The sequence below is a fragment of the Lentzea sp. NPDC058450 genome, from assembly GCF_042721395.1.
In the GTDB taxonomy this organism is placed as follows: domain Bacteria; phylum Actinomycetota; class Actinomycetes; order Mycobacteriales; family Pseudonocardiaceae; genus Lentzea.
On the sequence record NZ_JBHXLO010000008.1, the window covers coordinates 256281 to 267865 of the forward strand.

At 68.6% G+C, this 11585-nt stretch carries 12 protein-coding genes; 7 read left to right on the plus strand and 5 right to left on the minus strand.

What is annotated here, in order from left to right; genetic code table 11:
- Window positions 1–36 precede the first annotated feature (36 nt).
- The 4 genes from ACFWNN_RS15985 to trxA are packed head-to-tail and all read right to left on the minus strand — an operon-like array spanning window position 37 to window position 1390.
- The gene (locus tag ACFWNN_RS15985) at window positions 37–306 is read right to left on the minus strand and encodes a DUF4235 domain-containing protein (RefSeq protein ID WP_382440644.1); all 270 of its coding nucleotides are present in this window, start codon (window positions 304–306) and stop codon (window positions 37–39) included.
- Window positions 303–590, minus strand: coding sequence for a DUF3618 domain-containing protein (locus tag ACFWNN_RS15990; RefSeq protein WP_382440645.1), 288 nt, complete (start codon window positions 588–590; stop codon window positions 303–305). The genes ACFWNN_RS15985 and ACFWNN_RS15990 overlap by 4 nt, the downstream gene beginning before the upstream one ends.
- Window positions 587–976: a phage holin family protein gene (locus ACFWNN_RS15995; protein WP_382440646.1), complete on the minus strand. Its 390-nt coding sequence runs from the start codon at window positions 974–976 to the stop codon at window positions 587–589. Before ACFWNN_RS15995 ends, ACFWNN_RS15990 begins: the two co-directional genes overlap by 4 nt.
- A gap of 33 nt (window positions 977–1009) precedes the next feature.
- Window positions 1010–1390, minus strand: a complete 381-nt coding sequence (trxA, locus tag ACFWNN_RS16000; RefSeq protein WP_382440647.1) for a thioredoxin — start codon at window positions 1388–1390, stop codon at window positions 1010–1012.
- A 98-nt stretch (window positions 1391–1488) separates the two neighbouring features.
- On the opposite strand from trxA, the gene ACFWNN_RS16005 reads away from it, so the two are divergent.
- From ACFWNN_RS16005 to ACFWNN_RS16030, 6 genes are all read left to right on the plus strand, one after another.
- Entirely contained in the window at window positions 1489–2583 is a 1095-nt protein-coding gene (locus ACFWNN_RS16005) for a HEAT repeat domain-containing protein (RefSeq protein WP_382440648.1), read from the plus strand.
- Window positions 2584–2750: 167 nt separating this feature from the next.
- Window positions 2751–3653 carry an ABC transporter substrate-binding protein gene (locus ACFWNN_RS16010; protein WP_382440649.1) on the plus strand — a complete coding sequence of 301 codons (903 nt, stop codon included), beginning with the start codon at window positions 2751–2753 and terminating at the stop codon, window positions 3651–3653.
- A complete protein-coding gene (locus tag ACFWNN_RS16015) occupies window positions 3643–4449 on the plus strand; it encodes an amino acid ABC transporter permease (RefSeq protein WP_382440650.1) in 807 nt (268 codons plus the stop codon). The genes ACFWNN_RS16010 and ACFWNN_RS16015 overlap by 11 nt, the downstream gene beginning before the upstream one ends.
- A complete protein-coding gene (locus tag ACFWNN_RS16020) occupies window positions 4436–5194 on the plus strand; it encodes an amino acid ABC transporter ATP-binding protein (RefSeq protein WP_382440651.1) in 759 nt (252 codons plus the stop codon). Before ACFWNN_RS16015 ends, ACFWNN_RS16020 begins: the two co-directional genes overlap by 14 nt.
- Window position 5195: 1 nt before the next feature.
- On the plus strand, window positions 5196–6860 hold the full coding sequence (locus ACFWNN_RS16025) for an aminotransferase class V-fold PLP-dependent enzyme (RefSeq protein ID WP_382440652.1): 1665 nt from the start codon (window positions 5196–5198) through the stop codon (window positions 6858–6860).
- A 17-nt stretch (window positions 6861–6877) separates the two neighbouring features.
- Window positions 6878–7867 (plus strand): hypothetical protein, encoded by a 990-nt coding sequence (locus ACFWNN_RS16030; RefSeq protein ID WP_382440653.1) that lies wholly within the window; start codon window positions 6878–6880, stop codon window positions 7865–7867.
- 148 nt (window positions 7868–8015) lie between these two features.
- On the opposite strand, the gene ACFWNN_RS16035 is transcribed toward ACFWNN_RS16030, so the two are convergent.
- Window positions 8016–8831, minus strand: a complete 816-nt coding sequence (locus ACFWNN_RS16035; RefSeq protein ID WP_382440654.1) for a helix-turn-helix domain-containing protein — start codon at window positions 8829–8831, stop codon at window positions 8016–8018.
- A gap of 217 nt (window positions 8832–9048) precedes the next feature.
- Here ACFWNN_RS16035 and ACFWNN_RS16040 point away from each other — a divergent pair, with 217 nt between their 5' ends.
- Window positions 9049–11532 carry a chitobiase/beta-hexosaminidase C-terminal domain-containing protein gene (locus ACFWNN_RS16040; protein ID WP_382440655.1) on the plus strand — a complete coding sequence of 828 codons (2484 nt, stop codon included), beginning with the start codon at window positions 9049–9051 and terminating at the stop codon, window positions 11530–11532.
- Window positions 11533–11585 lie beyond the last annotated feature (53 nt).

Below are 11585 nucleotides of genomic sequence, written 5' to 3' on the forward strand. Positions count from 1 at the left end.
GTGTGGTCGTGAACCGCCGCGTCTCGATTCGCCGGCTCAATCTTCTTCGTCGCCGGGCCATTCCCCGGTGAGCTTCTGGAAGCCCTTGGCGCCACCGCGGTCGATCGCGGCCTTGACCAGGCCGAAGATCGCGCCCTGCAACGCCGCTGCCAGCAACACCTCGCTCCACGCGCGGTTGCGCATGGTGGCGCTGGGCGCTTCTTTGTCGCCCGCGACGAGTTTCCAGATCTGCCCGAAGAGAGCGGACGCGAGGAACCCGCCGAGCGCGCCGAACAGCATTCCCAGCGGCCGGTACAGGAGTTTCATCGGTTCCTCCGGGAAATCGCCCAGATCGCGACGACCAACGCGATCAGCGCGGCCGCGACCGCGCCGGGGTGCCGGCGCGCCTTCTCGACCTGCTCGGCCACCGGCTCGGGCAGCGAGCTGATCGCGTTGTCGGTCGCCGCCGTGACCTTCAGCCGCGTCTCCTGCGCCTGCTCCTTCACGCGGGCGGGCACGTCGACCTTGTGCGCCAACGCCTCCACGGTCTCGCCCAGCTCACGCCGGGCCCGTTCGACCTCCGCCTGCAGCTGCTTCTTCTCGTCGCTCATCGGTGCGCGCTCTCCTTGATCGTCGCGATGTCCTGCTGGACGTTGTCCATCGCCTGCCGCGGGATCGGGGGAGCGGCCTGTTTCACCTGGCTCTTGCCCACGAGCGCGAAGACGCCCGCGCACAGCAGAAGGGCGGCCGCGACGATCAAGGCGGCCGCCCAGGGCGGAACTGCGAGAGCCAGCAGCAGGATCAGGCCCGCGACGACGCTGAGCCCGCCCCACCACGCGAACACGCCGGCCGCGCCGAACATCCCGGCGCCGACACCGGCGTGCTTGCCCTTGTCCTTCAGCTCGGCGACGGCGAGACGAATCTCGTCACGCGCGAGCGTGCTCACCTGCTCGGACAGCTGATGCACCAGCTGCGCGGTCGACGTGTCGCTGTTCATGCACGTCAGGTACCCACGCAGGCGCTAGACCAATCAGCCCTGCTGGGCCTGGGCCTCCGCCACCTTGGCGCGCACGTCGTCCATGTCCACCTTCCGCGCCTGCTCGATCAGGTCGTCGAGGGCCGGCCCGGGCAGCGCGCCCGGCTGCGAGAACAGCACGACGCCTTCGCGCACGATCATCAACGTCGGGATCGACCGGATGCCGAACGTGGCCGCGAGCTCCTGCTGCGCCTCCGTGTCGACCTTGCCGAACACGACGTCCTCGTTCTTGTCCGAAGCGGCCTCGTACGTGGGCCCGAACGCGCGGCACGGACCGCACCACTCGGCCCAGAAGTCGACCAGGACGATGCCGGAGCCCTCGGAGCCGCCGACCACCTCGTCGAAGTTCTCCTTGGTCAGCTCGACCGTCGCCATGTTGGTCCTCCTCGTTCGCTGGGGGCTCCCCGTCCAACGAAGCGGGGGCCGATGGAATTCCCAGCGTGCGCCCGGTCACGCCCTGACATGATCACGCCGTGCGCACTGCCGAAGAGATCTTGCGGGACACCCGGTGGGACGAGCTCGGTCACGCCTACGGCTCCGCCGCGGACGCCCCCAGGCCGTTGCTCGACCTGCTCAGCGAGGACGAGGAGGCGTGCGGCAACGCCCTCGGCTACCTCGACGCGGCCGTGCTGCACCAGGGATCGGTGTACTCGTCCACCGCGCCCGCCGCCGAGTACGTGGCCTCGATCCTCGGCGACCCGCGGGTGAGCCTGCCGTGCGAGAGCGCGCTGCCGTGGGACGACCGCGAACGTCCGCTGCGCGCCGCCCTGCTGGAGTGGCTGGGGGCGTTCGCGGAGTCCGTCACCTACGACCAGGAGTCCTTCGGGGACGAGTTCGACGAGGAGTTCGACGACGAGGAAGAGGCGGCCGTGCGGGCCGGTCGTGCGCTCCTGCCCGACCTGTTCGGCCAGGTCGTTCCGTTCCTGGACGACGCCGACGCCGCTGTGCGCCAGGCCGCGACCGGCGCGGTGGCCCGCCTGCTGGGCGCCGCCGAGCTCGCCGGTCACCGAGCCGGGGTCGCCGAACGGTTGCTGAGCGCGGCGCGGGAGGCGTCTCCGCTGGAAAGGGCCGGCATCGCGCTGACCCTGGGCGGCTGGGGTGTGCCGGTGCTGCTCGACGACGAACACCCCGGCGTGCGCGCGTACGCGGCCATCGCCACCGCGTACGACGACGATCCCGCCGCTCTGGCCGAGGTGCGCGCGGCGTTGCGCGACCCGGCGGCCGCGGACGACCTGCTGGGCGGCCGGCCGCCGCAACTCGACATGATGCTGCGGTTCCACCTCGTCGCGGCGCTGCTGCGGCGCACCACCACGTTCGACGAGATCGCGGACGAGGCCGTCGCCATCGCGCGGATGACCAACGCGTACACCGTCGACTCGGATTGGGGACCGCTGCTGGTCAGGGCGTTCCCCAGCGGTCCCGCCGACGCGCTCACCGCGGCACAGCACCGGTTCCTCGCCGCGCTCGTGACCAACGACGAGTGCTGGGGCTCGATCGCCAACCCGAAGGGGTGGCTGCGGAAGGCAGGCCTGCCGACCGAACGGGACGCGCTGCGGGAGCTGCTGTAGCCGGAGTGCCACCCGGTCACCGTTCTCTCAACTTTTTGTGGAGATCTTCAACAGTCTGTTTGTGCAGCTCAGGCGGCTTCCTCGGTGGTGGTGCCGCCGAACTGTCGCAAATGGTTGCTTCAACTTTTTGTGGACGTCTTCAACTTGGGGTTGTACGGTTCCCGGCCATGAAGCCGCGCCTGCTCGTGACCTCGCTGCTCGTACTGGGGCTCGCTGCCTGCGGGTCCACGTCTGAGTCGACTCAGACGTCCACTCCGCCGTCGTCCGACCTGTCGTCGGTCCAGAAGGACGACAAGCTCGCCGCGCTGCTGCCGCCCGAGATCGCGTCGGCCGGCACGTTGAAGGTCGGGTCGAACATCCAGAACCCGCCGAACAACTTCTACGACCAGGACGGCAAGACCCCGATGGGGTCCGAGGTCGACCTGATCAAGGCGATCGCCGCCAAGCTCGGGCTCAAGGCCGAGCACAGCGACATGGCGTTCAGCTCGCTGATCACCAGCCTGGAGACCGGCCGCGTCGACGTGACGATGGCGGCGATGAACGACACCGCCGAGCGCCAGCAGAAGATCGACTTCGTCGACTACTTCACCTCCGGCATCACGATCATGGTGCAGAAGGGGAACCCGCAGGGCGTCAAGACGGTCGACGACCTGTGCGGCAAGGGCATCGCGGTGAACCTGGGCAGCTCGCAGGAGCAGTTCGGCAAGGAGCAGAGCGAGAAGTGCAAGGCGGCGGGCAAGCAGGAGGTCACCCTCAGCGTGACCGACAGCGACACCGGCAACCAGAACCAGCTGCGCACCGGCCGCGTCGCCGCGATCCTCAACGACCTGCCGACCGCGGTGTACGTCGCGAAGACCGCGGGTGACGGCCAGTACTTCGAGGTCGTGCCGCTCGCCCCGATCAACGGTGGCCCGTACGGCATCGGCGTCGCGAAGAAGAACGCCAAGCTCTCCGAGGCGATCAAGGCCGCGCTCCAGGCCCTGATCGACGACGGCACCTACGAGAAGATCGTCACCACCTGGGACATCAAGCAGGGTGCGATCACGAAGGCCCAGATCAATGGCAAGTGAGGAACTGGTGGTCGTGCCGCTGCGCCACCCCTGGCGGTGGGTCAGCGGCGCGGTCATCCTCGTCGTCATCGCGGGGCTGGGCTGGGCCATGTCCGAGGCCCAGATCCAGTGGGAGGACGTGCCGGGGTTCTTCACGCACCCCGTCATGCTCGAAGGCCTGCTCAACACGATCGTGCTCGCCGTCGCCGCGCAGGGTGGCGCGATCGTCCTCGGCGTCGTCATCGCGTTGATGCGGCTGTCGGCGAACCCCGTCGCGCGGTGGTTCGCGGTCGGCTACATCTGGTTGTTCCGCGGGCTGCCGGTGCTGCTGCAGATCCTGATCTGGTTCAACCTGGCGCTGATCTTCAAGAACATCAGCATCCCGATGCTGTTCTCGGTGCCCACCAACGTGGTCATGACGGCGTTCGTGGCGGCGTTGCTCGGGCTCGGCCTGAACGAGAGCGCGTACATGGCCGAGATCGTCCGCGCGGGCCTGAGCAGCGTGGACGAGGGCCAGACCGAGGCGGCCAAGTCGATCGGCATGACGCCGCTCAAGACGCTCAGCAGAGTCGTGCTGCCGCAGGCGATGCGCGTGATCATCCCGCCGACGGGCAACAACTTCATCAACATGATCAAGGGCACCTCGATGGCGTCGGTGATCGCCTTCACCGAGCTCATCCACGCGGCGAACAACATCTCGTCGCGCAACCTGGAGATCATGGAAACCCTGTTCGCCGCCGCGGCCTGGTACCTCGTGATGGTGTCCCTCGCGTCGATCGGGCAGCACTACCTGGAGCGTGCTTATGGCCCTCGTTGAGGCGGTTGGGGTCCGCAAGTCGTTCGGCCACACCGAGGTCCTCAAGGGCATCGACATGGAGGTCGAGCGCGGCGAGGTCGTGTGCCTGCTCGGGCCGTCCGGCGCCGGCAAGTCCACGTTCCTGCGGTGCGTGAACCACCTGGAGACCATCGACGCCGGACGGATCTGGGTCGACGGCGTGCCGGTCGGGTTCCGCGCCGCCGGCGGCAAGCTCCACGAACTGCGGGAGAAGGACGTCGCCCGGCAACGGCGGGACGTCGGCATGGTGTTCCAGCGGTTCAACCTCTTCCCGCACCGCACGGCGCTGGAGAACGTCATGGAGGGCCCGATCCAGGTCCTCGGACGCCCCCGGGCCGAGGTGCGCGCGGAGGCGGCGCAGCTGCTGGAACGGGTCGGTCTGGCCGAGAAGGCCGGTTCGTACCCCGGCCAGCTGTCCGGCGGTCAGCAGCAACGTGTTGCGATCGCGCGCGCTCTGGCGATGAAGCCCAAGCTGATGCTGTTCGACGAGCCCACGTCCGCGTTGGACCCGGAGCTGGTCGGCGAGGTGCTCGACGTGATGACCTCGCTCGCCCGCGACGGCATGACGATGATCGTGGTGACCCACGAGATCGGCTTCGCCCGCTCGGTCGCCGACCGCGTGGTGTTCCTGGTCGACGGCGCGGTGGTCGAGTCCGGCACCCCGTCCGACGTCCTGGACAATCCGCAGCAGCCGCGCACGCAACAGTTCCTCGCAAAGGTGCTCTGAGTTGATCGACGCCTCGTACCTCTCCCAGTTCCGCGAACCCGAGGGGTATCTCGACTTCGCCCGCTTCGGCCCGCCGTCGTTGCCGGTGGTCACCGCCACCTCGCGGTTGATGGAACAGGCCTCGCTGGCCGGTCCCTCCACTGTGGACACCCTGATGCGCGAGGAGCAACGGGTGAAGGCGGCCGTGGCGCGCCTGTGCCGCACGGACACCGACCACGTGGCTCTGGTGCCGAACACGTCGATCGGCCTGTTCCAGGCGGCCTTCGGGCTGTCCGGCACGGTCATGTACTCGGCGGCGGAGTTCCCGTCCAACACCTATCCGTGGGTGCGGGCGGGCCTCCCGTCGGTCGTGCTGGACGGCCCGGTGCACCCGGCGGCGGTGGCCGTCGGGTTGACGCCCGAGGTGTCGGCGCTGTCCGTGTCCGCTGTGGACTTCCGCACCGGCTACCGCGCGGACCTGGCCGCGTTGCGCGAGACCGTGGGCGACCGCCTGCTGATCGTGGACGGCATCCAGGGCTTCGGCGTGGTCGACGAACCGTGGGAGCTCGCCGACGTGCTCGTGGTCGGCGGCCAGAAGTGGCTGCGCGCGGGCTGGAGCACCGGCTTCGTCGTGCTGTCGGACCGCGCCCTGGAACGGTTGTCGCCCGTGCTGTCGGGCTGGACGGGCGCGCTGGACGCGGGCCTGTTCGACGACTCCGTGCACGCCGCCGCCCCGGACGCCGCCTCCTGGAACATCACGAACCTCTCCCCGGTCGTCTCCGGCGCGTTCGCCGAAGCCCTGGAACTGGTGGAACTGGCCGGTGTGTCCGCTTTGGACGCCGCCGTGAGCGAGATCGTCGGCGAGGTCGAGGAGATCGTGCTCTCGGCCGGCGGCAAGATCGTGTCGGCCCGCGAACGCAGGGCAGGCATCCTCGCGTTCACCATGCCCGAGGCCGCCTCGGTCGTGGGGGAGGCGCTGAACGCTTTCGGTGTCACCGCCACCGTGCGCCCCGAGCACGTCCGGCTGTCCCCGCACGCCACCACCTCGCGCGGCACGCTGGAACGGGTGCGCGCGGCCCTGAAGTCGTTGTCCGGCAACGCTTCTTCGCCGATCCCGGCCGCGCTCTCCGCATTGGTGCCCACGATCGACAGCCTCGCGTCCGCCCTGGGCCCGGACACCGAGGTCGTCGTGCACGACCTGTCCCGGCTGCCGAACTCCATCATCGCCATCGCGGGCTCCCTGACCGGCCGCCAGGTGGGCGGCCCGATGACGGACCTGCTGCTCGGCCTGGTGCGCCGCGGCACCACCACCGACATGCCGGGCTACGAGACCTACGCCCCGGACGGCCGCGCCATCTGGTCCTCCACCACCTTCGTCCGCGACGCGGCGGGCGTGGCCGTGGGATGCCTGTGCGTCAACAAACTGGCGGCCCACGAGGCGTCCGGCCCGGTCGAGTCGTTCCCGCAGGACGTGGACACACTCCAACGCGTCCTGGTGGAGAAGGCGATCGCCGACGTCGGCGTGCCGGTCGAACTGATGAAGAAGGTGCACAAGTCGCAGGTCGTCCGCGTGCTGGACGAGGCGGGCTACTTCCTGATCCGCGACTCGGTCGACGCACTCGCGGCCGACCTCGAGGTAACCCGCTACACGATCTACAACTACCTCAACGAGAACCGGGGAACCTGAGCCCTACGATCGGCGCCATGGTCCGCACCACGCCGCCGCGCCACGTCGACATCGCGGCGCTCATCCCCGGCCTAGCCCTGCTCGCCCGCACCACCGTGCGGCTGCACCCCAGGCCGGGGGAGCCGACCGCCGCGGACAGCTCGATCGGCGGTCCGCTGCTGTGGCCGTCGGACGAGGCCTGGCCCACCTGCGCCGAACACGCCGGCCCGGTGCTCGAAGGCGCGAGCATCCCGGACGTGCTGGCACGGCGCCGAATCCTTGCCGAGGCGTGGGCACGCCCGCGTGAGCCTCGCCAGAACCTGTTGACAGAGCAGGAGAAGGTCGTCGTCGACCGGGTGGACGACGGCGAGGAGATCGCGCAGCACGGCCCGCTGCCGATGGTGCCGGTCGCCCAGCTGTACGCGCGCGACGTCCCCGGCCTGCCCAGTCCGGGCGGCGCGGACCTGCTGCAGGTGCTGTGGTGCCCGTTCGACCACGAGGACGAGGGCTACGTGCCGAGCACCGTGCTGCGCTGGCGGGTGGCCGCCGACGTGACCGACCCGCTGGTGGACGCGCCGTCGCCCGCCGCCGTGGAGGAGCACTACCTGCCGCAGCCGTGCGTGCTGCACCCGGAGGAGGTCGTGGAGTACCCGGCGCCGCACTGCCTGCCGCGCGACCTGGCGGCGTTGGTGCAGGAGTGGGAAGACGGCGACCACGGGGCATATCAGCTGGCTCTGGCGGTGGCCGACGGCACCAAGGCCGGCGGGCACGGGCCGTGGAGCTTCTCCGACCCGTTCCCGATGTCCTGCCCCGACTGCTCCGCGGACGTCACGCCGCTGCTCACCCTGGCCAGCGCGGAGTGGGACGGCCTGGGCGCCTGGCAGCCGGTCGAGGACGCGGAACGTGAGCACCCGCCGTTCCCGTCGCCGAACGAGCCGACGATGCTGATGATCGGGCGCAGCTACAACCTGCAGCTCTACGCCTGCACGGCCGATGCCGCGCACCGCCACGTCACCAACATGCAGTAGCTAGCCGAGGTGCCTGAGCAGGCTCTGCCAGGCGGGGGACGAGAACGCGAGCACGTCGCCGCCCGCGTTCTTCGAGTCGAGGGCGGCGGCTATGCCGAGGCGAGTTGCCCTGCCGAGGTGCGCGGCATGCGGTTGGTTGGAGGCGGACTCATCCCACTCCGATCGGCTGGGTCAGGTACTGGGCCAGCCTGTGACGCGTGTGCCCGTGGTCCAGGGCGACCTTCGCCAGGCGTTCGAAGAGCTGTCGTGCCTTCGCGATCGCACCGAGGTCCTGCACGAAGACGCACGCGAACTCCGACTCGCTGTAGGCGACGGGTTTCGCCTTCTCGTACTCCCACATCATGAACCCTGCCGACATCACGGGCACGTCTGCTGGGACGAGCCGGATCATGTGCGCAGCGGCGTGCAGGCGCCTGTACTGGGCCTGCATGACGGCAGCATCACCCATCGGCTGTTGCAGCGCTAGCTCATGGACGTAGAACACGCAATCCGGCCGATCGTGTCGTCGTAGCACCGACTGTCGGTCTGTCCGGCACTGCACGAGTTCGGGAATGCGCTCCCTCGAGACCGTTCCGTGCACCCGGTACACCTCCTCGGCGTACTCGGGAATCTGGTGGAGGCCGGGTACGAGCATCGTGTCGTAACTGGTGATCGTCACGGCGGTCGCCTCGGCTTTGCCGACGGTGCGGAGGTTGTCCGGCAGCTGGACGATGTACTCGTCGAACGCGTACTGGTAGCGGCGCCGGAAGTCGTTGATGAAGTCGATGTCCTTGCCGCACATGGACAAGTACTGGATGAGGTCGACCTCGCTGGCCCGTGCCCTGCCGTTCTCAACTGTTGAGACCTTGCTCGGGTCCCAGCCGAGCCGTTCGGCCATCTTGTTGCCGGCCAGACCCATGCAGGTCTCGCGGAGCCGTCGGAGCTCGTCGCCGAGGTCCCGGCTGTACGCCGTGGATGCAGTCATATGACGACGCTATGGCTTGTATTCCATACAATCAGGTGCTCGTTCGGGTGAAAACGGTTCGGGGACCGGGAATCGCGCGGCGCTAGAGCGTTCGAGCTTTCACGTAACTTACGTCTTCCAAAGCTGACATCTCGGCTTTACCGTTCCAGGTGTGAGAGCGCTCTCAAAGACGAGATGGCGGCGGGGACTAGCCGCCGCAGCGATTGCCCTGTCGTCATTGGCGACGGTCCAGGCCGCCCACGCGGCCGAGGACTACACGCAGAACGTGACCGCGATCGACGCGACTCAGGCCCGGATCAACTTCACGCCGACGACCCCTGCCAACTACGTCGACGTGCACTACCTGGTCACGGGTACTCCGCAGCAGAACTTCCGCATGACCAACAACGCCGGGACCTGGCAGAAGACCGTCGGGTCGCTGTCGTCGGGCACGGTCATCGAGTACTGGTTCACCTACGAGAAGAGCGGTCCGCAGTACGACACGCCGCACTTCACCTACACCCACCAGGGTGCGGCGCAACCGGTCGCGACGCCGACGTTCAGCCCGCCCGCGGGCACGTACTCGACCGCGCAGACGGTGACGATCTCGACCTCTACCAGCGGTGCGACGATCCGCTACACCACGGACGGGTCGACGCCGACCACCAGCAGCCCGGTGTACAGCGGGCCGATCAGCGTGCCCAGCAGCAGGACCGTCAACGCCATCGGCATCAAGTCGGGGCAACCGAACTCGGTGGTGGGCAGCGCGTCCTACGTGATCGGCACGCCGGTCGCCACACCGACGTTCAGTCCGCCCGGTGGTGCCTACGCGTCCGCGCAGACGGTGACCATCTCGACGAGCACGTCCGGCGCGACCATCCGGTACACAGTGGACGGTTCGACGCCGACCGGCAGCTCGCCCGTGTACAGCGGGCCGATCTCCGTGACCGGCAACAGGACGATCAGCGCGATCGGCATCAAGTCCGGGCTCGTGAACTCGGCCGTGGCCAGCGCGACGTACACGATCGGGACGCAGCAAGGGTGTCTGCAGTCCGACACCCCGAACTTCGGGCCGAACACCCGGATCTTCGACCCGAGCATGTCGGCGACGAGCATCCAGACGCAGCTCGACATCGACTTCAACAACCAGAAGGACACGATCACCGCGCAGATGGCGCCTCGCCGGGTCGCGCACCTGTTCAAGCCCGGTACCTACAGCGGCATCCACGACGACGTCGGCTACTACACGTCGGTTTCGGGGCTGGGCAAGAACCCCGGTGACGTCGTGATCAACGGTGACATCACCGTGGACGCGTTCAACGAGTCCGACAAGGGCGTGGCGCTGCAGAACTTCTGGCGCTCCGCCGAGAACATGGCCGTGGTCCCGAGCAGCGGCACCAACCGGTGGGCCGTCGCGCAGGCCGCGCCGTTCCGCCGCATGGACGTCCGCGGCAACCTCGCGCTCTACCCGGCCAGCTACGGCTTCGCGAGCGGCGGCTACACGGCCGACACGCGCGTGTCCGGGCAGACCGCCTCGGTGTCGCAGCAGCAGTGGTACACCCGCGACTCCAACTACGGCAGCTGGAACGGCGGCGTGTGGAACATGGTGTTCTCCGGCACGCCCGGAGCGCCCGCCACGACGTTCCCGAGCCCGCCGTCGACCAACCTGGCGACGACGCCGATCTCCCGCGACGTGCCGTACCTCTACTTCGAGAACGGCAAGTACCGGGTGTTCCTGCCCTCGTTGCGCACCAACGCCTCCGGCGCGTCGTGGGTCAACGGCGGCACGCCCGGCACGTCGCAGCCGATGAGCGAGTTCTACGTCGTGAAGGCCGGCGACACGGCCGCCACGATCAACGCGGCGCTCGGCAACGGCTGCAACCTGTTCTTCACGCCCGGCATCTACAACGTCAACCAGACGATCAACATCACGCGGCCCAACACCGTCGTGCTGGGCATCGGCTACGCGACGATCGTGCCGCAGAACGGCGTCACCGCGATGCAGGTCGCGGACGTCGACGGCGTGCGGATCAAGGGCATCCTGTTCGACGCCGGCACCACGCTGTCGAACTCGCTGCTGACCGTCGGCCCGGCCGGCTCGTCGGCGTCGCACGCGTCCAACCCGACCACGCTGCAGGACGTGTTCTTCCGCGTCGGCGGCGCGATCGCGGGCAAGGCGACGAACAGCCTCGTGATCAACAGCCACAACACGATCATCGACCACACCTGGATCTGGCGCGCCGACCACGGCAACGCCGGCACCTGGGGCTGGGACGAGGCCATCGGTGACACCGGCCTGGTCGTGAACGGCAACGACGTGCTGGCCACCGGCCTGTTCGTCGAGCACTACCAGAAGTACCAGGTCATCTGGAACGGCAACGGCGGGCGGACCATCTTCTTCCAGAACGAGATGCCGTACGACGTGCCCAACCAGGCCGCCTGGATGGCGCCCAACGGCGTGACGGGCTACGCGGCCTACAAGGTCGCCGACAGCGTCACGACGCACGAGGCGTGGGGCCTGGGCAGCTACTGCTTCTTCAACGTCAACCCGTCGGTGCGCGCCGAGAACGCGTTCGAGGTGCCGAACCGGTCCGGCGTGAGGATGCACAACCTGCTCACCGTGTCGCTGAACTACCAGGGCACGATCTCCCACGTGATCAACGGCGTGGGCGGGGTGACACCGCCGGGCACGGTCCCGGTGAACGTCATCAACTACCCGTAGAGCAGTCCGCAGAGCAGCACTGAAGTGCGGCCCGTCACCTCCTCCTGGTGACG